At 63.0% G+C, this 23,618-nt stretch carries 23 protein-coding genes and 3 tRNA genes; 10 read left to right on the plus strand and 16 right to left on the minus strand.

From position 1 onward, the window contains the following. Nucleotides 1-47 precede the first annotated feature (47 nt). From BZG29_RS21110 to BZG29_RS21125, 4 genes are all read left to right on the plus strand, one after another. Nucleotides 48-554 carry a GNAT family N-acetyltransferase gene (locus BZG29_RS21110; protein WP_171985079.1) on the plus strand — a complete coding sequence of 169 codons (507 nt, stop codon included), beginning with the start codon at nucleotides 48-50 and terminating at the stop codon, nucleotides 552-554. Beyond that, nucleotides 539-1,276, plus strand: coding sequence for an aspartyl/asparaginyl beta-hydroxylase domain-containing protein (locus BZG29_RS21115; RefSeq protein ID WP_077407245.1), 738 nt, complete (start codon nucleotides 539-541; stop codon nucleotides 1,274-1,276). Before BZG29_RS21110 ends, BZG29_RS21115 begins: the two co-directional genes overlap by 16 nt. Then, complete coding sequence (locus tag BZG29_RS21120; RefSeq protein WP_077407248.1) at nucleotides 1,273-2,295, plus strand: hypothetical protein; 1,023 nt, start codon at nucleotides 1,273-1,275, stop codon at nucleotides 2,293-2,295. Before BZG29_RS21115 ends, BZG29_RS21120 begins: the two co-directional genes overlap by 4 nt. A gap of 141 nt (nucleotides 2,296-2,436) precedes the next feature. After that, nucleotides 2,437-3,405: an alpha/beta hydrolase gene (locus BZG29_RS21125; RefSeq protein ID WP_077407251.1), complete on the plus strand. Its 969-nt coding sequence runs from the start codon at nucleotides 2,437-2,439 to the stop codon at nucleotides 3,403-3,405. A 63-nt stretch (nucleotides 3,406-3,468) separates the two neighbouring features. Here BZG29_RS21125 and BZG29_RS21130 read toward each other — a convergent pair whose 3' ends face one another. The 6 genes from BZG29_RS21130 to BZG29_RS21155 all read right to left on the minus strand — a co-directional run bounded on the left by BZG29_RS21130 (nucleotide 3,469) and on the right by BZG29_RS21155 (nucleotide 6,613). Further along, nucleotides 3,469-4,179: an alpha/beta hydrolase gene (locus BZG29_RS21130; RefSeq protein WP_171985080.1), complete on the minus strand. Its 711-nt coding sequence runs from the start codon at nucleotides 4,177-4,179 to the stop codon at nucleotides 3,469-3,471. 185 nt (nucleotides 4,180-4,364) lie between these two features. Continuing rightward, nucleotides 4,365-4,440 (minus strand) — tRNA-Asn (locus tag BZG29_RS21135). A gap of 90 nt (nucleotides 4,441-4,530) precedes the next feature. Continuing rightward, the gene (locus BZG29_RS21140) at nucleotides 4,531-4,857 is read right to left on the minus strand and encodes a Dabb family protein (protein WP_077407257.1); all 327 of its coding nucleotides are present in this window, start codon (nucleotides 4,855-4,857) and stop codon (nucleotides 4,531-4,533) included. 123 nt (nucleotides 4,858-4,980) lie between these two features. Beyond that, nucleotides 4,981-5,056 (minus strand) — tRNA-Asn (locus BZG29_RS21145). Between the two features lie 135 nt (nucleotides 5,057-5,191). Beyond that, nucleotides 5,192-5,267: transfer RNA gene (locus tag BZG29_RS21150), tRNA-Asn, on the minus strand. Between the two features lie 131 nt (nucleotides 5,268-5,398). Then, a complete protein-coding gene (locus BZG29_RS21155; protein ID WP_170909622.1) occupies nucleotides 5,399-6,613 on the minus strand; it encodes an amino acid aminotransferase in 1,215 nt (404 codons plus the stop codon). 112 nt (nucleotides 6,614-6,725) lie between these two features. Between BZG29_RS21155 and uvrB the strand changes: the two genes are divergently transcribed. After that, nucleotides 6,726-8,813 (plus strand): excinuclease ABC subunit UvrB, encoded by a 2,088-nt coding sequence (uvrB, locus tag BZG29_RS21160; protein ID WP_077407260.1) that lies wholly within the window; start codon nucleotides 6,726-6,728, stop codon nucleotides 8,811-8,813. A gap of 138 nt (nucleotides 8,814-8,951) precedes the next feature. On the opposite strand, the gene BZG29_RS21165 is transcribed toward uvrB, so the two are convergent. Further along, complete coding sequence (locus BZG29_RS21165) at nucleotides 8,952-9,578, minus strand: flavin reductase family protein (RefSeq protein ID WP_077407263.1); 627 nt, start codon at nucleotides 9,576-9,578, stop codon at nucleotides 8,952-8,954. Nucleotides 9,579-9,769: 191 nt separating this feature from the next. Between BZG29_RS21165 and BZG29_RS21170 the strand changes: the two genes are divergently transcribed. From BZG29_RS21170 to BZG29_RS21185, 4 genes are all read left to right on the plus strand, one after another. Beyond that, nucleotides 9,770-10,831, plus strand: a complete 1,062-nt coding sequence (locus BZG29_RS21170; protein WP_077407266.1) for an AI-2E family transporter — start codon at nucleotides 9,770-9,772, stop codon at nucleotides 10,829-10,831. A 293-nt stretch (nucleotides 10,832-11,124) separates the two neighbouring features. Further along, the gene (locus BZG29_RS21175) at nucleotides 11,125-11,589 is read left to right on the plus strand and encodes a hypothetical protein (protein WP_150131016.1); all 465 of its coding nucleotides are present in this window, start codon (nucleotides 11,125-11,127) and stop codon (nucleotides 11,587-11,589) included. Between the two features lie 74 nt (nucleotides 11,590-11,663). Continuing rightward, nucleotides 11,664-13,091, plus strand: a complete 1,428-nt coding sequence (locus BZG29_RS21180; protein WP_077407272.1) for a hypothetical protein — start codon at nucleotides 11,664-11,666, stop codon at nucleotides 13,089-13,091. Nucleotides 13,092-13,210: 119 nt separating this feature from the next. Further along, nucleotides 13,211-13,870 carry a glutathione S-transferase family protein gene (locus tag BZG29_RS21185; protein WP_077407275.1) on the plus strand — a complete coding sequence of 220 codons (660 nt, stop codon included), beginning with the start codon at nucleotides 13,211-13,213 and terminating at the stop codon, nucleotides 13,868-13,870. Nucleotides 13,871-13,889: 19 nt separating this feature from the next. Here BZG29_RS21185 and BZG29_RS21190 read toward each other — a convergent pair whose 3' ends face one another. The 6 genes from BZG29_RS21190 to BZG29_RS21215 form a co-directional block, all read right to left on the minus strand. Beyond that, entirely contained in the window at nucleotides 13,890-14,195 is a 306-nt protein-coding gene (locus tag BZG29_RS21190; RefSeq protein ID WP_034752016.1) for an NIPSNAP family protein, read from the minus strand. Continuing rightward, entirely contained in the window at nucleotides 14,192-15,118 is a 927-nt protein-coding gene (locus BZG29_RS21195) for a WD40 repeat domain-containing protein (protein WP_077407278.1), read from the minus strand. The genes BZG29_RS21190 and BZG29_RS21195 overlap by 4 nt, the downstream gene beginning before the upstream one ends. After that, nucleotides 15,115-15,624 carry a GNAT family N-acetyltransferase gene (locus tag BZG29_RS21200; RefSeq protein WP_077407282.1) on the minus strand — a complete coding sequence of 170 codons (510 nt, stop codon included), beginning with the start codon at nucleotides 15,622-15,624 and terminating at the stop codon, nucleotides 15,115-15,117. Before BZG29_RS21200 ends, BZG29_RS21195 begins: the two co-directional genes overlap by 4 nt. A 67-nt stretch (nucleotides 15,625-15,691) precedes the next feature. Continuing rightward, nucleotides 15,692-16,237: a phosphoribosyltransferase family protein gene (locus BZG29_RS21205; RefSeq protein WP_034752020.1), complete on the minus strand. Its 546-nt coding sequence runs from the start codon at nucleotides 16,235-16,237 to the stop codon at nucleotides 15,692-15,694. A gap of 66 nt (nucleotides 16,238-16,303) precedes the next feature. Next, a complete protein-coding gene (locus tag BZG29_RS21210; protein ID WP_077407287.1) occupies nucleotides 16,304-17,617 on the minus strand; it encodes an adenylosuccinate synthase in 1,314 nt (437 codons plus the stop codon). A 3-nt stretch (nucleotides 17,618-17,620) separates the two neighbouring features. Beyond that, on the minus strand, nucleotides 17,621-18,781 hold the full coding sequence (locus tag BZG29_RS21215) for an ATP phosphoribosyltransferase regulatory subunit (RefSeq protein ID WP_077407290.1): 1,161 nt from the start codon (nucleotides 18,779-18,781) through the stop codon (nucleotides 17,621-17,623). A 286-nt stretch (nucleotides 18,782-19,067) separates the two neighbouring features. Between BZG29_RS21215 and BZG29_RS21220 the strand changes: the two genes are divergently transcribed. Then, nucleotides 19,068-20,036 carry an IS1595 family transposase gene (locus BZG29_RS21220; RefSeq protein WP_077407293.1) on the plus strand — a complete coding sequence of 323 codons (969 nt, stop codon included), beginning with the start codon at nucleotides 19,068-19,070 and terminating at the stop codon, nucleotides 20,034-20,036. Between the two features lie 83 nt (nucleotides 20,037-20,119). On the opposite strand, the gene hflC is transcribed toward BZG29_RS21220, so the two are convergent. The 3 genes from hflC to hflX are packed head-to-tail and all read right to left on the minus strand — an operon-like array spanning nucleotide 20,120 to nucleotide 23,519. Next, a complete protein-coding gene (gene hflC, locus BZG29_RS21225; RefSeq protein WP_077407297.1) occupies nucleotides 20,120-21,007 on the minus strand; it encodes a protease modulator HflC in 888 nt (295 codons plus the stop codon). Further along, nucleotides 21,007-22,293, minus strand: a complete 1,287-nt coding sequence (gene hflK, locus BZG29_RS21230) for an FtsH protease activity modulator HflK (protein WP_077407300.1) — start codon at nucleotides 22,291-22,293, stop codon at nucleotides 21,007-21,009. The genes hflC and hflK overlap by 1 nt, the downstream gene beginning before the upstream one ends. Nucleotides 22,294-22,295: 2 nt before the next feature. Next, nucleotides 22,296-23,519 carry a GTPase HflX gene (hflX, locus tag BZG29_RS21235; protein WP_077407303.1) on the minus strand — a complete coding sequence of 408 codons (1,224 nt, stop codon included), beginning with the start codon at nucleotides 23,517-23,519 and terminating at the stop codon, nucleotides 22,296-22,298. Between the last annotated feature and the right edge of the window lie 99 nt (nucleotides 23,520-23,618).

Below are 23,618 nucleotides of genomic sequence, written 5' to 3' on the forward strand. Positions count from 1 at the left end.
ACATGCCTGCGCATTTGCCGCCATCGCAACCACCTACCGGAGCACCGATGCACGCCTTGCCGTTTTCCGCCCTCGCCAGCCTGCCCGCCCCCTACCAGTTGCGCGTCCAGCGCGACGACGACGAGGGCTTTGCCGCCGCACTGTACGGTTCCACGCGCGACGACTTGCGCCAGATGCCGGCCGCGCCCGCCGTCATCGAACAGCTGATCGCCATGCAGCAGCGCATGCAAAGCCACGGCTATCGCCAGGCGTATCCGCACGCCGTGTACCTGGTGCTGCAGCACGGCGACACGCCCATCGGCCGCCTGATCCTGGAGCGCCGGAATCAGGTGCTGCACCTGGTCGACATCGCCATCCTGCCCGCCGCGCAAGGCCAGGGCGCCGGCAGCGCCGTGCTGCGCGGCCTGCAGGCGCAAGCCGCTGCGGAGCAATGGCAGATCCACCTTGCCGTCAACAAGGGCAACGCCGCCGCGCGCGCACTGTACCAGCGGCTGGGCTTTCGCCTGCGCGGGGAAAACGAGGTGCAGGAGCAACTGGAATGGAGCGCGCCATAGTGCCGGCGCCGAATCCGCCCAGCAGCTGGCTGCAACTGCCGCTGCGCTTCGACGTGGCGCGCATGCAGGGTGACAGCGACCAGTTCGCCGCCGGCGAGTGGATCAGCCATTTCAACACGGGCGCCTACGACACGGGCTGGAGCTGCGTGCCGCTGCGCTCGCCCGGCGGCCAGTCCGAGCACATCATGCCCGTCAACGGCGCCGCCTATGCCGCCACACCGCAACTGGCGCGCTGCCCCTGCCTGCGCGAGGTGCTTGCCAGCTTCGCATGCGAGCTTCACGCCGCGCGCCTGATGGCGCTGGCGCCGGGCACCCTCATCCGCGCGCACCGCGACGCCGGCATGTCGCTGGCCGATGGCCTGGTCCGCATCCATATCCCCATCCACACCTCGCCGCAGGTGCTGTTTACCATCGATGGCGAGACCGTCCACTTCACGGCCGGGCACGCCTGGTACATGGATGCCAGCTGCATGCACGCGGTGCACAACCGGGGCACGACGCCGCGCATCCACCTCGTGCTCGACTGCATCAGCAATGCCTGGCTCGAAGCGCTGTTCGCCTCGGCCGGCTTCGTGCCGAAAGCGCCCCACAAGTATGGCGACCCCAGCATCAACGATGGCAATGTGCGGGCCGTCATCGCCCAGTTGCGGCTATCGCCCTCGCCCGCCAGCCTGGCGCTGGCCAGCACGCTGGCCGCCCTGACCGACGGGAACGCGCCGTGAACGCCGCGCCGGGCCTGGCCCTGCAGGAACGCTTGCTGGCCAGGGGCGAGACGGTGCCGTGGCACGAGGGCATGGACCTGCGCGGCTGGTATCCGCTGTACGTGGAGCGGGGCGAAACACTGGCGGACGCCGCCATGTGCTGGCGCGAGCTGGGAAAAACATCCTTCAGCGACGCCTTCTTTGTCAATACCCTGGCGCGCCAGCCGCACGGGGAGCGCCGCGTCTGCCGCACGCCGCTGGCGGCGCTGGGGACGCTCGGCGATTGCCTGGCGCCCGACGCCTTCATCTTCCACGTCTCGCGCTGCGGCTCAACCCTGCTGAGCCAGCTGTTGGCGTCCTTGCCGCAATGCATAGTGATGTCCGAGCCGCCCGTCATCGATTCGCTGCTGCGCCTGCATCACGACAGCGCCGACCCGGCCGCCAGCGTGGCCCTGCTGCGCCAGGCCATCCTGGCACTGGGCCAGCGCCGCACCTTTGCTGAGACGCACTTCCTCATCAAGTTTGACTGCTGGCACATCCACAGCCTGGACTTGCTGCGGCAAGCGTTTCCCGGCACGCCCTGCCTGTTCGTCTACCGCGAACCGCTGGCCGTACTGGTCTCGCACCAGCGCCAGCGCGGCCCGCAAATGGTGCCCGGCATGCTGCACCCGGCACAGCTGCCGCTGCCCGCGCACCAGCTGGCGCCCGGTGATATCGACGGCTACACGGGCCTCGTGCTGGCCAGCCTGCTCAACGCCGCCCAGCCCCATGCGGCCGCAGGCCAGCTGCAGCTAATTAACTACAAGCAATTGCCATACATCCTCTTCAGCGATGTATTGCCTCGCTTCGGCATCGCCCCCACAGCGGCGCAGTTGCAAGCGATGCGCGCGCAAGGCGGCGTGCATGCGAAGTACGGCACGGCTTACCACGGCGATCCGCCCATGCCCGCGGCAAGCGGCCTTGCCGCCATCGCCGCGCAATTGCAACCCGCTTATCTGGCGCTGGAAGCGTTGCGGCTGCATGCCGGGCAAGGTCAATGAATTTCATAAAACCAACTTTCCAACAAGGAGGCATGTCGACGTACCCGCTGAAAACCATGCGATAAATGAGCTGTTCAACTGCGGCGCAAAATGCGCCGGTGCAAGCAACCTGAAACCGACCCTGACACCATGATAAAAAAAATGACATTGGCAGTGCTCCTGACCGCCCTGATTCCCTTCTACGCATGCAAGGCGCAAACCACGGCGGAAGCGAAGCCGGCTTCCGCAGAAGTCACCACCACCCTGACACCCGATATTGGCGGCATCAAGCAAGTGGTGGAAATCAAGACGGACGACGCGAACAAGCCCGTGCTGCTGTTTTTATCCGGCGGCCCGGGAAGCTCCATGATCAAGGGCGCGGATGCCTTTACGAATCTCCTGAAAAGCAGATTTACGATTGTGCAATGGGACCAGCGGGATGCCGGAAAAACCTTGAAACTAAACCCCTCCCCCACGCAGCCGTCCGTCGGGCAGATGGAGCAGGACACGTATCAAGTCATCCAATTTCTGCGCAAGGAGTTAAAGCAGGACAAAATATACTTGCTGGGCAGTTCCTGGGGCAACGTCCTGGGCTTTGATATCGTCAAGCGTCACCCGGAACTGCTGCATGCCTATTTCGCGTCGAATCCGGTCGTGAGCCAGCTGGAAAGCGAGAAAGAATTGCTGCAAGCCTTGAAAGTGCACTTCAAGGACAATGCCGTCGCCAGCCAGGAGCTGAACAGCATCAGTTTTCCGTTTGCCAGTGACGAAAGCATGTTCTATTTAAGAAAATGGCTTTTTTACAAGGATGGCAAGGCATTTGCGACGAGCGAAGGTTTCAAGACGGGTTTTCTGCAATGGTCAAAAACCTGGTCGCCCGTCTGGAACGAGGTCATGAACATTGATTTGCCCAGGACCTTGAAAAGCGTTGACTGCCCCGTGTATTTCTTCGTCGGCAAAAACGATATCCAGACCTCGACCAGGATCACGCAAGCGTATTTCGACACCTTGAAGGCGCCAAGGAAGGGGCTGTTTTTCTTCGAGCATTCCGGCCATCAGATACACCAGGATGAACCGGTGCAATTTCAAGAAGCCATCATCAAGACCTTGGATGCGACTGCCAAGTTCTGATACGACGCACCATGACTTGGGGCCCTTTTCGGGGGCCGACAGGCTGGCCGGCGCACTGCTGGCCTAGTCGCCGGCAATGCTCGCCGCGGCCTTGCGGATCAGCGATGCCACCGCCTGGGCTTGTGAAATGTAAATGGCATGGCTGCCGGCAACTTCGACCACCGTCGAACCCGCCCGTTCCGACATCTGGCGCTGCATCGCCGGTGCAATCATCTGGTCCTCGGTCGCGACCATGTACCAGCTGGGCTTGCTCCTCCACGCTGGCGCGCTGACCACGCCCGTCAAGGCAGCCATCCCCCAGGGCACTTGCGATGCCGCCATGAAGTTGGCCTTGTGCCTGGGCACATCGGCGGCGAAGGCGGCCGCAAACTTTTTCTGGTCGAGCAGCAGGAAGCCATCGTGCGGCGGCAAGATCGGCGGCACCGGCGCGCCAGGCGGGGCATTTTTCAGCAAGGAATCGACAGACTCCCCTTGATCCGGCACAAACGCCGCGATGTAGACCAATGCCTTGACCCTGGGATCGTTCCCCGCTTGCGTGACCACGGCGCCCCCATACGAATGACCGACCAGGACGACGGGACCAGGCACTGCGGCGATGACCCGGCCCATCGCGGCCACGTCGTCCGCCAGCGATAGCGTTGGATTTTGCACAATGGCAACGTGACAGCCTTCGTCACGCAGTTCCCGGTAAACACCCTCCCAGCCGGACCCGTCGACAAAACCACCATGCACGAGCACGATCGTTGCCGGCCCGGCGCGTGTGATGTCATCCATGTCAGCCCCTTCCGGAAATTGCAAGCGATGACAGACCCGCCGCCGCCTTGTCTCTTCCAGCATAGCGCCAGATGCCTGGCGGTCCATGCGGTGGATCAAGAGCAGGCGACACGGGCGCCTCACGCCGGCCCGGAAACGCAAAAAGCCCAACCGGTGAAGGCTGGGCTTTTTGCTACTGCGTGTTCTGGCTCCCCGACCTGGACTCGAACCAGGGACCTGCGGATTAACAGTCCGTCGCTCTACCAACTGAGCTATCAGGGAAAAGAGGCCGCATTCTATAGGGTAAATTTTACGATGTCCAGATTTCCCCCGGAAAAATGTGTATTTTCCCGGCTTCGCCTTGCCCGTCGGTCAGCCGGGATGCTCTTGCGGGTAGTAGTCAAAGACCAGCACCCGGCCCAGCCATGGCTTGAGCTGCTCGACAAAGGCCAGGTGAGCCGCATGGCTCAAGTACCCGTCGCGTGCGGCGGCGTCATCGAAGGTCAGCGTAAAGCAATCGGTAAAGCCGTCGTCGAGGCCTTCCGGGCTGACGTTCGGCCCCCATTCGAATTGGCGCACGCCGGGAATGCGGTGTTTCAGCTGGGAAAACTCATAGACGAGCTCGGCGTGCTTGGCAGACGTGATGCCATCGAGGAAGTCGCACAGGACGATGTGGCGCAAGGCGGAGGTACAAGTCATGGGAAGGTGCTCCTGAAGTGATGCATTCAGGATAGCGCAAAATGCGATCACGCACAGGCAAGCCCCGCTGGCGGCTCCGGAAAACAAAAAAGGCCATGTTTTTCAACATGGCCTTCCGAATTCTGGCTCCCCGACCTGGACTCGAACCAGGGACCTGCGGATTAACAGTCCGTCGCTCTACCAACTGAGCTATCAGGGAAAAGAGGCCGTATTATATAGGGCGAATTTTCAATTGTCTAGATTTCCATAGGGAAAATCTTATCTTGCCTCAAGCTGCGCACCGGCGGCGCAAAAACAAAAAAGGCCACGTTTTTCAACGTGGCCTTCCGAATTCTGGCTCCCCGACCTGGACTCGAACCAGGGACCTGCGGATTAACAGTCCGTCGCTCTACCAACTGAGCTATCAGGGAAAAGAGGCAATATTATATGTCGCTTGTTCCATATTTGCAAGACTGAGACTGCATCTTCACAAACACGGCCATCGCCGACTTTCTACTGCCATCAGCGCCGCACTTGCATGCAGCGCCGAAGAAGCAAGATATTAAAGCACTTTGGCGATCGCGTCAATGACGATGTCGATATTGCGCGAATTCAATGCTGCCACGCAGATACGGCCCGTGTCGACGGCGTAGATCGATTGCTCGCGCAACGACGCCACCTGCTCCTTGGTGAGACCGGAGTACGAGAACATGCCGATTTGCTGGCGCACGAATTCGAAATCGTGGCCTGGCGCCTTGGCTTTCAATTTTTCCACGAAGGCATTGCGCATTTCGCGGATGCGCACGCGCATGCCGGCCAATTCCTCTTCCCACAGCTGGCGCAGTTCCGGCGTGGCCAGGACGGTGGCGACGACCTTGCCGCCATGGACTGGCGGGTTCGAGTAGTTGGTGCGCACGACGCGCTTCAGCTGCGACAGCAAACGGGCCGCTTCATCGGCGCTGGCAGCGACGACGCTCAGGGCGCCCACGCGCTCGCCGTACAGCGAGAACGATTTCGAGAACGAGTTCGACACCAGCAGCGGGCCGCCCGCGTCGGCAAAGCGGCGCACCACGGCGCCATCTTCGGCGATGCCGTTGGCGAAGCCTTGATAGGCCATGTCCAGGAACGGCACCAGGCCGCGCGCGGTGACGACACTGATGATCTGGTCCCACTGGGCCACGCTCAGGTCGGCGCCGGTCGGGTTGTGGCAGCAGGCGTGCAGCACGACGATGGAGCCGGCTGGCATGGCGTTCAGGCTGGCCAGCATGCCGTCGAAGTTCACGCCATGGGTGGCGGCATCGTAATACGTGTAGTTATTCACGACGAAACCGGCGTTCTCGAACAGCGCGCGGTGGTTTTCCCAGCTCGGGTCGCTGATGTAGACCTGGGCACCCGGCGCGAAGCGCTGCAGGAAGTCGGCACCGATCTTCAACGCGCCCGTGCCGCCGATGGCTTGCACGGTCACGGCGCGGCGCTCTTGAATTACGGCGCTGTCGGCGCCAAATACGAGTTCTTGCACCGCCTTGTCGTAGGCAGCCAGGCCTTCGATCGGCAGGTAGGTGCGTGGGGCGGCCTGTTCGATCAGGATGGCTTCCGCCTTGCGTACGCAAGCTAACAGAGGCACTTTGCCGTTGTCGTCATAATAGACGCCGACGCCCAGATTGATTTTGGCGGGATTCTGGTCCGCGTTAAATGCTTCGGTGATGCCCAGGATCGGGTCGCGTGGGGCCATCTCGATGGCGCTAAACAGACTGGCAGAAACAGTTGGGTTCGTCATGATAAGATTGGATTCGATTGGAAGCAGGTTCACAGCGGAGTTGTAGACAGCGCCCCAAAATACAACGCCAGGGCCGCCAGCAGAGCACTATTCTAACAAAGGTCTGATTCACATGCCCGAATTATCTACCGCCAGCGAGGCGGAAAGCGCAATTATCTCTTTCCCGGACTCCCCCTTCAAGCTGCACCAGCCCTTCCCTCCGGCCGGCGATCAGCCCACGGCGATCGCCCAGTTATCCGAGGGGATTGCCGACGGCCTGGCCTTCCAGACGCTGCTGGGCGTGACCGGTTCGGGCAAGACCTACACCATGGCCAACGTCATCGCGCGCATGGGCCGGCCCGCCATCGTCTTCGCGCCGAACAAGACCCTGGCGGCGCAGCTGTACAGCGAGTTCCGCGACTTTTTCCCGCAAAACGCCGTCGAATACTTCGTCAGCTACTACGATTACTACCAGCCCGAAGCCTACGTGCCGCAGCGCGACCTGTTCATCGAAAAGGATTCGTCGATCAACGAACATATCGAGCAGATGCGTCTGTCGTGCACCAAATCGCTGATGGAACGGCGCGACGTCATCATCGTCGCCACCGTCTCGGCCATCTACGGTATCGGCAATCCGAACGAATACCACCAGATGATATTGACCCTGCGCGTCAAGGACAGGGTCGCGCAGCGCGACGTCATCGCGCGCCTGATCCAGATGCAGTACACGCGCAATGAGGTCGATTTCGGCCGCGGCACCTTCCGCGTGCGCGGCGACACCATCGACATCTTCCCCGCCGAGCATGCGGAACTGGCCGTGCGCCTGGAAATGTTCGACGACGAAATCGAATCGATCCAGCTGTTCGACCCGCTGACGGGCCGCGTGCGGCAAAAAATCCCCCGCTTCACCGTGTATCCGGGCTCGCACTACGTGACGCCCCGCTCCACCGTGCTGCGCGCCGTCGAAACCATCAAGGACGAGCTGCGCGAGCGCCTCGAGTTTTTCCGCAAGGAAAATAAACTGATCGAGGAGCAGCGGCTGGAGCAGCGCACGCGCTTCGACCTGGAAATGATGGCGGAAATCGGCTTCACCAAGGGCATCGAGAACTATTCGCGCCATTTGAGCGGCGCGCTGCCGGGCGAACCGCCGCCCACCCTGGTCGATTATTTGCCGCCCGACGCCCTGATGTTCCTCGACGAGTCGCACGTGCTGACGGGCCAGCTGAGCGCCATGTACAACGGCGACCGCTCGCGCAAGACGAATCTGGTCGACTACGGCTTCCGCCTGCCGTCGGCGCTCGACAACCGGCCCTTGAAATTCGAGGAATTCGAGCAAAAGATGCGCCAGACCGTGTTCGTCTCGGCCACGCCCGCCGAATACGAAAAGAACCACTCCGACCAGGTCGTCGAGCAGGTGGTGCGCCCCACGGGCCTGGTCGACCCGCAGATCATCGTGCGCCCCGCCAGCAGCCAGGTGGACGACCTGATGTCGGAAATCGTCGAACGCATCAAGAAAGACGAGCGCGTGCTGGTGACGACCCTGACCAAGCGCATGTCGGAGCAATTGACGGAATACCTGGGTGACCATGGCATCAAGGTGCGCTACCTGCACAGCGACATCGAGACGGTGGAGCGCGTGGAAATCCTGCGCGACCTGCGCCTGGGCACCTTCGACGTGCTGGTGGGGATCAACCTGCTGCGCGAGGGCCTGGACTTGCCGGAAGTGTCGCTGGTCGCCATCCTCGACGCGGACAAGGAAGGCTTCTTGCGCTCCGAGCGCAGCCTGATCCAGACCATCGGCCGCGCCGCGCGCAACCTGAACGGCACGGCGATCCTGTACGGCGACCGCATCACGGACTCCATGCGCCGCGCCATCGACGAGACGGAGCGCCGCCGCGCCAAGCAGATCGCCTTCAATACGGCCAACAACATCATCCCGATCGGCGTCAAAAAATCGATCCGCGAAATGATCGACGGCGTCTACAGCCCGCAGGAAGCGCGCGAAACCCTGCAAGTGGCGCAGGAAGCGGCGAAGTTCGAAGCCATGAGCGAAAAACAGGTCAGCAAGGAAATCAAGCGCCTGGAAAAACTGATGGTCGACCACGCCAAGAACCTGGAGTTCGAAAAGGCGGCGCAGGTGCGCGACCAGCTGCACATCCTCAAGCAGCAGTTGTTCGGCGCACCGGGCACCGACAACGTGGCGTCGATACTGGGCAAGTAAACGACTGGCCGGGCCGGGGTCCGTTCATCAGCCAGCCCCTGGGCAGTACGCCGCTCGACTATCGCCGTTCTCAGCTGGCGATAGTCGCCTGACTCATCCCGCCCAGGCGCGAACCAGACCGGCCTAGCCAGCCGCACGTCATGGCCAGACGGGCCGGCGCATGTGGAACAGGCTGTCCTGTCCAATCTCGAAATAATCGGCCGGACCGCCGCCGCGCAATATCGGCGCGGCGGCGGCCGTGTCGTACAGGCCATCGGTCAGCAAGTGGCGCGCGATGTGCACGCCCACCACTTCCCCCAGCACCAGCCAGCTGCCGACACCGTCTCCCTTGACGCCTTGCAGCTCGATGATCTGCGTGCGCCGGCATTCGAAGGACACGGGGCTTTCCGCCACGCGCGGCACGTTGACGAGGCGCGAGGCGGCCGGCGTCAGGCCGGCCAGCGCGAATTCGTCGACTTCGGGCGGCGCCGGCGCGCAGCTGGCATTCATCGCCTCGGCCAGCGGACGCGTCGCCAGGTTCCACACGAATTCGCCCGTTTGTTCGATATTGCGCAAGGTATCCTTGCGGCCGATGCTGGAAAATCCGATCAGCGGCGGATGGTAATTAAAGGCGTTGAAAAAGCTGTACGGCGCCAGGTTGAGCACGCCCTCGCCGCTGCGCGAGGCGATCCAGCCGATGGGCCGCGGCCCCACGATGGCGTTGAACGGGTCGTGCGGCAGGCCATGGCCCTGTGCCGGTTCATAAAAGTGAATGGGGTCAAGCACGCGCGCTCCTGAAGTCAAAGGCGCCCGGGATGGAACGCCTGGAACGACAGCTTACTGGAATTGCCGCCACCGCGTTGCCGGCCCGCCGGAGCCAGGTGCGTTCGCGCACGCAGCATGACAATTGTATGGCGCGCCGCAGCACGCCTCGCTTATGATGGGGCAACTCAACCCTGATCATTGCGCCACCGCCCATGCCTACACTCACGCTGCACCAGAAAGTGTTCTTGCTCCTCCTGAGCGTCGTCACCATCGGCTTCGGCTGGATACTGGCGCCATATTCGGGCGCCATCTTCTGGGGCGTCGTCCTGGCGATCCTGTTCGCGCCCGTGTACCGCTGGCTGCTGCGAAAAACCAGGGGCCGCGCCGGCGTGGCGTCGCTGCTCACCTTGTTGCTGATCATCGTCATCGTGATCCTGCCGCTGTCGCTCATTTCCGTGTCGCTGGTGAACCAGGCTGCCAGCGTCGTGGAAATGGTACGTTCGGGTGAAATCACGGTCGCCATGTTCTTCGATAAAATCATGGCGGTGCTGCCGCAATGGCTGATCAACTTGCTCGACCGCTTCAACCTGACCAGCCTGGCCAGCCTGCAGGACAAGCTGGCCGAGGGCGCCACGCAGGTGAGCCAGGTGGTGGCGGTGAAAGCCATCAATGTGGGCCTGTACACCTTCGAATTCCTCACCAGCCTGTGCATCATGCTGTACCTGCTGTTTTTCCTGATGCGCGACGGCTCCGCCCTGTCGGCCCGCATCAAGGGCGCCGTGCCGCTGAGCCGCAAATACAAGCAGCGCCTGTTCACCAATTTCACCACGGTGATCCGCGCCACGGTGAAGGGCAACATCCTCGTGGCGATCGCCCAGGGCGCCCTCGGCGGCCTGGCGTTCTGGTTCCTCGACGTGCCGGCACCGCTGCTGTGGGCAGTGCTGATGGCCTTCCTGTCGCTGCTGCCTGCTGTCGGCGCCGCCCTCGTCTGGGCGCCCGTGGCCGTCTACTTCCTTGCCACGGGCGCCATCTGGCAAGGCGCGGGCCTGGCCGCGTTCGGCGTCTTCGTCATCGGCCTGGTCGACAACGTGCTGCGCCCCATTTTAGTGGGCAAGGATACCAAGATGCCCGACTACGTGGTGCTGCTGTCGACCGTGGGCGGCATGGCCCTGTTCGGCCTGAACGGCTTTGTCATCGGCCCCGTGGTGGCGGCCCTGTTCATCGCCTCATGGGATCTGTTCGTCTCGGCCAGCGAATTCCAGGCCGAGGATTAAAGCGTGGCAATCGGGAGCGTCAGCGTCCCATCCTGCAAAAATAATGGCGACGGAAGCCGGCTTGCCGACGGCGCCACTTGCGCTTCCTGAAACAGGCCGGAACAGCCTGGCGGCAGAGCGCCCGCCAGCGCTGGCCAGCCTCGGCAACTATCCACATGAGACCGCATTTCACACCATTTACCATGTTGCAACAGTGCGTATTTAGCAACGGATGCAAAAATATAGTTTTTGACGCAGCAGGTGCCGCGGCGTAGTGTCGGTCGTCCCGACAACCACGTAATGAGGAGCCTCCCATGGCAAATCCACTGTGCTTAATGATGCCGGCGCTACCCGGCACCAATCCGACCGCCATCGCCGCAACATTGCTGGAATACCAGCCGAAGATCAATACCGCCCTTACCACTATCGGTACCGTGCACTTTGCCCGCTTCACCCTGCTTGACCGCTCCCAGCCCAATCTGCTGCCCAACCTTCAATCGGCGGGCACTTCCGATAGCCTGATCATCGGCGTGATCACCGAGTATGACGGCAACTTCAACGACTACATCGAAGATTTCGTGGGCCAACTGGGCGAGGTATTCGACGCGCTGCTGCAATTTGTCGTGGGCGGCAAGGCGCTGATTCCTGTTGCCAACCATGTGGCCGCATTTGAAGCTTTCATCACGGCCAACGACGCCGCACAGCACGTGCCCAATAACGGCCTGTATAGCGCCTATCCGCAGACCGTCCAGAAAATCCTCGCCTCAGTCCGGACCTGAGCCGAAAGCCACGCCGGGGCTGCGCAAGCGGCCCCACCACCCTGCCAGCCACCACCCCAGCCCCCGGAGACAGCATGGCCGATTCCACCATCGATTACGACGACGTGCAAGGCACGATCCTGCGCGGCTACCGCGTCAACCTGGCGCGCCATTTCATCTTCAGCATCACGGATGCGGCGCAGGCACGGCGCACCATCGCGGCCCTGCTCGACGGCAGCGACGGATTGCCGTCCATTACCACCGCACGGCACATTTACCCCAAGCCGCCCTGCTTCCTGAATCTCAGCTTTACCGCTCCCGGCCTGTCGGCGCTGGGCGTTGCCGCGACCGACCTGGCCACCTTTGACCAGGCATTTCAACGGGGCGCGGCCGATCCGGCCAGCGTCACTGCCGTGGGCGACGTGGGCGACAGCGCCCCCGAGCACTGGCTCGGCAACCTGGGGCCGGCTACCCAGCATGGCCAGGTGCATGCGCTGCTGAGCCTGTGGGTCAGCGAATCGACGGAAGTGCTGCAGGCGACCTCGGCCACACTACGCCGCGCCTTTGCCGCCGGCTGGCGCGAACTGTATGCGCACGACGGCGTGGCCCTGCCAGACAACCGCGTGCATTTCGGCTACCGCGACAGCATCGCCCAGCCGGACGTCGATGGCGCCCCGCAGCGCAAGCGCGAGCACGACCCCGACCCGCTCAACAGCGTCAAGACGGGGGAATTCCTGCTCGGCTATCCGAATGAAAACGGCGGCACCTACCAGGTGCAGCCGCCGCAACTGTCCACCAATGGCAGCTATGCCGCCTTCCGCATCCTGGAGCAGGACGTGCCGCTGTTCGACAGCATCCTGAGCCAGGGCGCGGCCAGTTCCGGGCTCACGACCGAAATGGTGGCCGCCAAGATGTGCGGACGCTGGCGCAACGGCAATCCGCTCGTGCTCAGGCCGGACGAGGCCGGGCCCGTGCTGCCGGACGCCAGCCTGAACCGCTTTCACTATGTCGATGGACAGCCGGACCTCGATGACACGCTGGGCCTGAAATGCCCGATCGGCGCGCATATCCGGCGCAACAATCCGCGCGACGAAGCCGTCGTGGGCGCCCCCTCCCGCCACCACCGCATCGTGCGGCGCGCCATGCCCTACGGCAGCGAATATGATCCGGCAGCACCCATCGCAACGCAGCGCGGCCTGGTCGGCTATTTCATCAATGCCAGCCTGCGCAATCAGTTCGAATTCCTGATGAAGCAATGGAACAATGACGATGCCTTCGTCAAATCGGCCGTCGGCCCGGCCGGTCCCGAGGCGGGCGATGCCGCGTTCAACATCAGCGGCCAGGACGTGTTCCTGGGCATCAACGACCCGACCGTCAGTTCCTTCACCTTGCCCGGCGTGGGCGCCAAGGGAAGCGGCAATACCGAACTGCAGCATTTCTCGCGCAGCGTCATCACGCGTGGCGGCGTGTATTGCTTCTTCCCCAGCATCACGGGATTGCGCTACCTGGCGAACCTCGGCTAGGCGGGCGCGCCACGGAGGCAAGCGGGAACGGCGCGGACCGCTTGCATTGCTCCTGTCATTGCACTATCGTTGGCACACGCGCGTGTTGCCAACCTTTCACAATGACAGGAGTTCCCACCGTGTCGCTGATCCTCTACGGCCATCCCTTTTCCTCGTACACGCAAAAGGTGCTCATCGCGCTGTACGAGAACGCCATCCCGTTCTCCTTCCGCTGCCTGGCGCCGGACATGCCCCAGCACCTTCAAGAGTGGTTGGAGCGCTGGCCACTGCGCAAGTTTCCGCTGCTGCTGGACGGCGAGCGCAACGTCGCCGAGACCAGCATCATCATCGAATACCTGCAACTGGCCCATCCGGGCCCGCTGCGCCTGCTGCCGGACGAGCCCATGCAGGCGCTGGACGTGCGTTTTCTCGACCGCTGCTTCGACCTGCACCTCATGTCACCCGTGCAGCATGCCGTCGGCGCCGCCCTGACCGGCGACCCGGCAAAGGCCCGCGAAGGCCGCGCATTTGCCGGCGAAAAGCTGGACCTGGCCTACGCCTGGCTGGAAGGGCACCTGGCCGGCAGGACGTGGGCCGCCGGCGACCACTTCAGCCTGGCCGACTGCGCCGCTGCCCCATCGCTGTTCTATGCGGACTGGACGCAGCCGATTCCCGCCACCTTGCCCCTGCTGCGCGCCTACCGCGCGCGCCTGCTGGCACGTCCTTCGTTCGCCCGCGCGGTGGAGGAGGCACGTCCGTACCGCCACCTCTTCCCCCTGGGCGCACCGCAGCGCGACTGATCTTGTTCAGTAAACCTGTTCAGGCAAACACAGGACGGAAAAAACTGCGCTCGTAGCTGACGATGCAGCGCGTCTCTTCCGCATAGCGAAAGGCGGCCTGGCATTCGGCGTCCTGCATCGAGTCGCTGCGGTACTGCTCGTACAGGGCCAGGCTGGGGAACGAGAACATGGCCAGCGCCACGTTGCTGGCGCCCTCAGACGGCAAAAAGTAGCCGTGGTGCTGGCCGCCGAAGCGTTCGACGAGCGGTATCCACAACTTGCCGTAGGCTTCGAATTCCCGCAACTTATACGGGTCGATGATGTAACGCAGGTAACAGGTAATCATGCGGTTTCCTTGTGAAGGTTCAGATCCGTCAGCATGCCAGTCTCCCAGGAGCCGATGGCGGCCAGTGGCGTGCCAGGCAAGAAGTCCAGCGCGCAGGGATAGGCAATGGCGTGTTCGGCAAGCACGCCGAGTCCCGGCCAGGCGTAGAACAGCAGCTTGCCCTTGCCGATGCGGCCCAGCGCGCCGCCGTCGGGCAGCCAGCGCAAGGCGTCGCCCGTGCCGCCGCCCGCCTCCACGGGCACCGTGGCCAGCCGGCGGCCGTCGTCCAGCGCATGCACGGACAGAGACTCTTGGCCGTCAGCGTAATGCAGCACTGCCAGGTGCGCGCCATCGGGCGACGGCGCGCACGACGCCAGCTTCGGCAGCGACAGCACCACGCGGCCGGCGCCGGCCTGCAGCGGCCAGTCCCACACGCTGCAATAGTCGGGCGGCTGCACTTGCCCCTCTTCCACCGATTTGACGCCATGCAGGAGCAGCAAACGCCGGCCGCCATCGATAGCCCACATGCCGCGCAGCATCTCGCCCGGGTGCGCCTGCGTGAAGAGCAGCTCGCCCGTTTGCGCGTCGCGCACCCGCAGGCGGCCATCCCAGCCGCCGTCGGCAAGATACTGCCCGCACGGCGACCACGCGGGACCGCAGCCTTCGCCATCTTTCTTGTTCTGAAAATTCAGCAGCAACTGGCCCGCGTGGGCATCCACCACGGCCATCTGGCCCGTCGTGCTCTTGATGGCCAGCCGGCTGCCGTCGGGCGAAAAGGCCATGTCCGACATGTGCGCGATGAATTTGCCGCGCCACAGCTTCTGCCGTGCCGCCACGTCCCACAGGACCAGGTCGCGTCCCAGCACGGCCAGGCGCGTGCCATCGGGCGAAAAGCGCACGCCGTAGCTGCAGCCCAGCTTCAGGGGCTTCGGCCTTGCCGTCATGGGCGCACCAGCCGGTACACGACGCTATCGAGGTCGTAATGGCGCTCCATGCCCACGTACTGCATGCCCAGGCGCGTCATGACCTTGATCGAGGCGGCATTGTCCGGGTGGGCCACGGCCACCACTTCGGGCGCGCCGACGACGTCGAACGCATGCGCGACGATGGCATTGGCCGCCTCGCTGGCGTAGCCCTTGCCCCAGCCGGCCCGCGCCAGGCGCCAGCCGATTTCGTGCGGCTGTGCCTTGTCGCCGCCAATATGCTGCAGACAGGCCAGCCCCACCAGCACCTCATCTTCGGTGCGGATCAAGGCCCACCACGAATAGCCCCACTCGACCCAGCGCCCCATGATGCGGCCAACGGCTGCACGTGTATGTTCCTCCGTCTCCGGCTGGCCCGCATTGAGGTAAGTCATCACTTCGGTATCCGAGTTCATGGCATGCATGGCGTCGTAATGCTTCTCGGTGACGGGTTCGAGGCGCAGGCGCGCCGTGTGCAAGATGGTCATGGCATTTCCTTGGACGAAAAAAAAGACGATACACGATCGTCTTTTTTTAGCAAGAGTGCACGCAAAATTACTTGCCTGCTTCGCCCTTCTTGATCCACGCCGCCAGCTGGTGCGGGCGCAGGCCGTCGTAGTCTTCGAACGGCTGGTGGATCCATGGATTGTGCGGCAGTTCATCGAGGAAGTAGTCGGGACGCACGACGGAGCAGCCTTTCAGCCAGATCACGGCCGATTTGACTTCGGTCACGTCAGGGAAGTTTTCCTTCAGGTGACGCGTGACTTTGTCCAGCGTGACGCCGGAATCGGCCAGGTCGTCGACCAGCAGGATGCGGCCGGCCAGCGGGCCCTTGGTCATGGTCATGTACTTGGCGATATCGAGGTCGCCGCGCACCGTGCCCGCGTCTTCGCGGTAGGAGCTGGTCGACAGGATGGCCAACGGCAAATCAAAGATGCGCGAGAACACGTCGCCGGGACGCACGCCGCCGCGCGCCAGGCACAGTACCTGGTCGAATTTCCAGCCCGATTCGTAGACCTTGAGCGCCAGGCGCTCGATCAGACGGTGGTATTCTTCCCAGTTGACCCAGAGATGTTGATCGTTCGATTGTGGGGTAGTCATGATAGTGGAATCTTATTATTAGCGTGATTAAAAAAATCCGCCTTGCGGCGGATTGTGTCCAGCAGCTTACTCGAATGGGTGGCGCAGCACGATCGTTTCTTCACGATCCGGACCGGTCGAAACCATGTCCACCGGTACGCCGACCAGTTCTTCGATGCGCTTGATGTAAGCGCGGGCGGTTGCCGGCAGGGCCGCCAGCGATTTGGCGCCGACCGTGCTTTCCGTCCAGCCCGGCATCTCTTCGTACACCGGCACGCAACGGGCGGCTTCTTCGGCGCCCGATGGGAAGATGTCCGTGGCCACGCCGTCGATGGTGTAGCCGGTGCACAGTTTCAAGGTTTCGATACCGTCCAGCACGTCCAACTTGGTCAGGCACATGCCCGTCACGCCGTTGATCTGCACGGAGCGGCGCAGCAAGGCGGCGTCGAACCAGCCGCAGCGGCGGGCGCGGCCCGTCACGGTGCCGAATTCATGGCCGACTTGCGCCAGGTGATGGCCGACGCCTGCATCCGTTGGCAGTTCCGAAGGGAACGGGCCGGAACCGACGCGCGTCGTGTAAGCCTTGGTGATGCCCATGATGTAGTGCAGCATGCCAGGACCGACGCCCGAACCGGCGGCGGCATTGCCGGCCACGCAGTTCGACGAGGTGACGAACGGATAGGTGCCGTGGTCGACGTCGAGCAGGGAACCCTGCGCACCTTCGAACAGCAGGTTCGCGCCGGCCTTGTGCGCCTTGTACAGCGCGCTCGACACGTCGGTGACCATCGGGCGCAGGCGCGGCACATAGGCCAGTGCGTCGTCGAGGGTCTTCTGGTAATCGATGCGCGGAGCCTTCAGGTAGTGCTCCAGCACGAAGTTGTGGTAATCGAGGTTTTCCGCCAGTTTTTCGGCGAAACGGCTCTCGTTCAGCAGGTCGGCGACGCGGATGGCGCGGCGCGCCACCTTGTCTTCGTAGGCCGGGCCGATGCCCTTGCCCGTGGTGCCGATCTTGGCCGCGCCGCGCGCCGCTTCGCGGGCCAGGTCGAGTGCCGAGTGGTAAGGCAGGATGACCGGTGCGGCGTCCGACACTTTCAGGCGCGAGGCGACTTCGACGCCGACGGCTTCCAGCTTGTCGATTTCGCGCAGCACGTCCGGCACGGAAACGACCACGCCGTTACCGATGTAGCAGGCGACGCCTGGGCGCATGATGCCCGACGGGATCAGCTGCAGCGCGGTTTTCACGCCGCCGATGACCAGCGTGTGGCCTGCATTGTGGCCGCCCTGGAAGCGCACCACGCCCTGGGCGTGATCGGTCAACCAATCGACGATCTTGCCTTTACCTTCATCGCCCCATTGGGTGCCGATGACAACAACGTTCTTTGCCATAATTTTCTTTGACATCACTCAACCTAAGTTTTTAAGAATCCAGCTACTACCATTATCGGCAAGTACCAGCACGCGATCGCACTCGAACTCGTCTTGTTCATTACTGTGACCCGGCATACTCTGGATCACGACCTCGCCCGCCTTGCGCAACTCGGCGATTTTTTCCTTCAATTCTGGCGCGCTGCCCCACGGCGCGCGGATCGAATGCTTCCGTTCCGCGGTCGGCAACAGGCGCGCCAGTTCGCGCAAATCGAGCGAGAAGCCGGTCGCGGGACGAGCCCGGCCGAACGCTTCGCCGACGTGGTCATAACGGCCGCCGCGCGCAACCGCGTTCGGCAAGCCAGGTACATACAGCGCAAACATCGCGCCACTTTCATATTGGTAGCCGCGCAGGTCGGCCAGGTCGATCGCCACTTCGGCGCGGCCCAGGGCCGATCCTGCCAGCGCGGCCAGTTCGGCCAGCGCTTTCAGCACGCCCGGCAGCGGCGGCAGCACTTCGCGCGCACGCGCCAGCACGTCGATATCGCCATACAGGTTCGGCAAGGCCAGCAGCGCATCGCGCGTGACGGCATCGTAGGATGCGGTCAGCGCACGCAGGCCCGGCGCATCTTTCGCGCGCAGCAGGGTGTACAGCGCAGCTTCGTCGCGCTCGGCATTGGCGTCTTGCGCAATAATAGCGCGCAACAGGCCGACGTGCGACAAATCCAGGCGCACGCTGTCGAAACCGGCCAGTGCCAGCGAAGCGAGCGCCAGTTCCTGGATCTCGGCATCGGCTTCCAGGCCGGCGTGGCCATAGATCTCGGCGCCGATCTGCAGCGGTTCGCGGGTGGCGTGCAGGCCCGACGGACGGGTATGCAGCACGCTGCCGGCATAGCACAGGCGGGTGACGGTGGCACGGTTGAGCAGGTGCGCGTCGATGCGCGCCACTTGCGTCGTCATGTCGGCGCGCAGGCCGAGCATGCGGCCCGACAGCTGGTCGACCAGTTTGAACGTGCGCAGGTCGGTATCCTTGCCAGCGCCGGTCATCAGCGATTCCAGATACTCGAGCAGCGGCGGCATGACCAGTTCATATCCGTACAGACGGAAATTATCCAGCATGAGGCGGCGCAGCTCTTCGATCTTGCGCGCTTCCGACGGCAGAACATCGGCAATATTTTCGGGCAAAAGCCAATTCGGCATGAGGGAGCGAGATACGGAAGAAAGTTGAAAAAATGCATCATGCGAGGCAGCGGCGGGCGCGCCAGGCAAGAGGCCGAACCTGATATTTTACGCGAAAACACGGGCCTTTAGGGATAAGTTGTCCGAAACGCTGCCGCACAGCCCTAAAAACACCGCATTTTACGCCTTCCCGCAACAGCGTGACGGGCACAAAAAAAGGCTCTGTCCCCGCTAAGTAGGGGAAGTCCGGGAATCATCCTGTATCCCTGCTGTCTGAGTGTACATCGCAGACAAACGGGAGCCCTCCATGCAGACCGGCCAATGGAAAACCTTCATCGCCCAGTTCGCCGCGCTGAACCGTCGCCAGCGCCTGGCGGGTATCGCTCTGCTGCGAGGAAGCGCACCACGGGATGCTGCCGCGGTACTCGTCGAAAACGTGGCCCGGCAGCGATTGCACTGTCCTGCCTGCAATAGCAATCATGCTCACCGGCATGGCCATGCGCACGGACTGCAGCGCTACCGTTGCGTGCCGTGCGGCCGCACCTTCAATGCGCTCACCGGCACGCCGCTGGCGCGCTTGCGCCATAAATCACTGTGGCTCGATTACGCCGATTGCCTGCTGGCATCGGATTCCGTGCGCAAGGCGGCGTTACGGCTGGGCGTGCACCGCAACACCACCTTTCGCTGGCGCCACCGGTTTTTATCGTTGGCAAAAACGGACCGGCCGCATTGCCTGCATGGCATTGCTGAAGCGGACGAACTGTATGTGCTCGAATCGGAAAAGGGATCGCGACATCTGACCCGTCCGGCGCGCCGCCGGGGCGGTCATGCCCGCAAACGTGGCATTTCCGATGAGCAAGTCTGCATCCTGGTGGCGCGCGACCGCACGGGGCAGACCCTCGATTTCGTCACGGGAAAAGGAGCGCTGACGAAGGCGCAGGTGCGCCATTATTTGTTGCCCATGATCGACAAGGATATCCTGTTGCTCACCGATGGCCATGCCGCCTATCGCGCCTTTGCCCGTGAAGCGGGGATCAGCCACCAGGCTGTCAATTTGCGCGCAGGCATCCGGGTGCAGGGCGCCGTGCATGTGCAGCACGTCAATGCCTATCACAGCCGCCTGCGGGAATGGCTACGCCCCTTTCACGGCGTGGCGACGCGCTACCTGCCGAATTACCTGGGCTGGCGCTGGATACTCGACGCCGGGCGTATCCGTTCGCCGGAAACATTATTGAAGGCAACACTCGGAGCATTCCCACATTTGACGGTGACATAGCCCAAAAAAACGGGGCCGGCATTCACGCCGGCCCCGCTGCTGCCGCACCCGACCTTGCGGCCGGGAGCAGTCTGGATGCTGCCTTACTTCTTGGACGGACCGGCTGCGCCGCCACCCTTGAAGTACTTGAAGAATTCCGAACTCGGATCGACCACCATCACGTCGCCCTTGTCCTTGAAGGTGGCGCGGTAGGCTTCCAGGCTGCGGTAGAACTTGTAGAACTCCGGATTCTTGCCAAACGCTTCCGCATACACCTGCGACGCCTTGGCATCGCCCTCGCCGCGGATCTTCTCGGCTTCGCGATACGCTTCGGCCAGGATCACCGTGCGCTGCTTGTCGGCGTCGGCGCGGATCTTCTCGGAGTCGGCCGAACCGGTCGAACGCAGCTCATTGGCCACGCGCACGCGCTCGGACTTCATGCGCTCATACACGGAGTTATTGATCTGCTCGACGTAATCGACGCGTTTCAGGCGCACGTCGACAATTTCCACGCCGATGGCCTTGGCTTCCGCCGAGACCTTCGCCAGGATCGCTTCCATCACCTTGCCGCGCTGGCCCGAGATCACTTCGCGCACGGTGCGCTTGGTGATTTCATCGTTCAGCGCCGCCTTGACGATTTGCGACATGCGGTTGCGGGCCGGCTTTTCATCGCCGCCAAAGCTGCGGAAATACAGCCGTGGATCGGCGATGCGCCATTTCACATACGCGTCGACGAGGATGTTCTTCTTCTCGGCCGTGATGAAGCGTTCCGGCTCCGGCGTATCCAGGGTCAGGATGCGCTTGTCCAGGTACAGCACGTTCTGGAACGGCGGCGGCAGCTTGAAATACAGGCCCGGCGTGCTGATGACTTCCTTGACTTCGCCGAGGGCGAAGACGACCGCATACTTACGCTGGTCGACCACGAACACGGTCGAGGACAAGAGCATGATCGCGATAAAGCCCGCGATCAGGGCGGCTACGATACGGTTCATTAGCGGCTCTCCCGTTCACGCGAAGAGCGGCTGTCGCGGCGCGTATTGACTTCTACTGTCGGCATGGCTTCCTGTGGCAAAACGGTGTTGGCTGCGGGTGTCGCGGCAGCACGGGCGGCGGCAGCGTCGGTGGCAGCCGTCTGGGCGATCAGCTTGTCGAGCGGCAGGTACAGCAGATTGCTGCCCGTCTTCGCATCGACCATGACCTTGCTGGCACTGCTGAACACCTGCTGCATCGTTTCCAGATACATGCGGTCGCGCGTGACGACCGGCGCCTTCTGGTACTCGACCAGCACCTGCTTGAAGCGCGACGCATTACCGGCCGCGTTCTCGGTCACCATCGCACTGTAGGCTTGCGCCTCTTCCATCAGGCGGAAAGCGGCGCCGCGGGCTTTTGGAATGACGTCGTTGGCGTAAGCCTGGCCTTCATTCTTCTGGCGTTCGCGGTCCTGGCCTGCCTTGACGGCGTCGTCGAAGGCGGCTTGCACCTGCTCCGGCGGCTGCACGGCCTGCATCGTCACGTTGGTGATGGCGGCACCGACCTTGTAGCGGTCAAGGATCTGCTGCATCAGCTGCTGCGTATCGTAGGCCACCTTTTCGCGGCCTTCGTACAGCACGAAGTCCATCTTGCTGCGGCCGACCACTTCGCGGATCGCCGTTTCGGCGACCTGGCGCAGGGTGTCTTCCTGGTCGCGCGTGTTGAACAGCCACGCCACGGGGTCTTTCAGCGTGTATTGCACCGCAAACTGGATGTCGATGATGTTTTCATCATCCGTCAGCATCAGCGATTCGCTGGCCTGCTTGTTGCGCAGCGACTGGCGGTAACCCACTTCCACCGTGCGCACCTGCGATACGTTGACGGTTTCGTCGGTCTGGAACGGATACGGCCAGCGCCAGTTGAAACCGGCCGGCGTGGTGTGGCTGTACTTGCCGAACGTGAGCACGACGCCGCTCTGGCCCTCTTGCACGATGAAGGCGCCGCTGGCCAGCCAGATGAAGACGGCGATCACGCCGACCACGCCGGCGGTGATGCCGGCGCCCTTCATGTCGGGGCGCGGGCCACCGCCGCCACCGTTGTTATTGCCGCCGTTGTCGGGACGGTTCTTCTGTCCGAAAAACGCGTTCAGGCGCTGATTGAAATCGCGCCACAACTGATCGAGGTCCGGCGGACCTTCGCCGGGCTTTTTGCCTTCTTGGGCTTTCTTGCCGTCGTCCTTGCGATTGCCCCAGCGGGGATCGTTCAGGGACAACTTCAAGCCTGTTTTTTTGAGTAGGGAGACAAGCATAACTATCGTGTTCCGACTTGGGAGTGGGTGGAAATCCTATCGTCCTCGCCAGGCTCTTCGTCCTGGTCCGGGGCGGCGCCATCGTGCTGGTCGTACTGACCGTCAAACTGATCTTCCTGCAGTGCTTCATCGTTCTGATACAGGTGGGCCGAACCGGGCGCCTTCCTGGCCATCTCGACGATCGCATCGCGCAGCAGGTCGAGCCCGCTGCCCTTCTGCGCACTGACGAACACGCGACTGATCGTAGCATATTCATCGCGTTCCACCGAAGGCTCCAGCCCGGCCGCATCGATCTTGTTCCACACGAGGATTTGCGGAATATGATCGGCGCCGATCTCTTTCAAGACCAGGTTGACCTGCTCGATCTGCTCCATGCGCACCGGCGACGCGGCGTCGACGACATGCAGCAGCAAATCGGCATGGATGGTTTCTTCGAGCGTGGCGCGGAAGGCCGCCACCAGCTGATGCGGCAATTCGCGCACGAAGCCGACCGTGTCGGAGATCACCACGTTGCCCACTTCCTGGCCCAGGTAAACCCGGCGCGAGGTGGTGTCGAGGGTGGCGAACAACTGGTCGGCGACATACACGCCGGCCTTGGTCACGGCATTGAACAGCGTCGACTTGCCGGCATTGGTATAGCCGACCAGGGACACGGAAAATGTGTGATTGCGGCCGCGCGCGCGGCGCTGCGTTTCGCGCTGCTTGTGCAGCTTTTCCAGGCGCGCGCGCAAGGCCTTGACGCGCTCGCCGATCAGCCGGCGGTCGGTCTCGAGCTGCGTCTCGCCGGGACCGCGCAAGCCGATACCGCCCTTTTGCCGCTCAAGGTGGGTCCAGCCGCGGATCAGGCGCGTGGCCAGATGCTGCAGCTGGGCCAGTTCGACTTGCAGCTTGCCCTCGTGGCTCTTGGCGCGCTGCGCGAAGATGTCGAGGATCAGGCTGGTACGGTCGAGCACGCGCACATTCAGGCGCTTTTCCAGATTGCGCTGCTGTGCTGGCGAGAGGGCGTGGTTGAAGATGACGATTTCCAGGCCATCGTTGACGACGACGTCGCCAATTTCATCGGCCTTGCCGCTGCCGACGAAATACGCGGAATCCGGACTGGAACGCTTGGCCGTGATGGTGGAAATCGGGTCGGCGCCAGCCGAACGCGACAACAGCATGAGTTCCTCCATGCTGGCGGCGAAGTCGCTGTGACCGAAGTCAACCCCGACTAGTGCCGCGCGCATGATGGCAACTGATGAGTTGTAGCGGACGCCGACGCCGATGCAAACGCATCAGTGCCGCTGGCGCGGACGGGGGCGATGGAGGGTGAAAGGCGCTGGGCC

The organism is Janthinobacterium sp. LM6 (genome assembly GCF_002002885.1).
Classification (GTDB): Bacteria; Pseudomonadota; Gammaproteobacteria; order Burkholderiales; family Burkholderiaceae_D; genus Janthinobacterium; species Janthinobacterium kumbetense.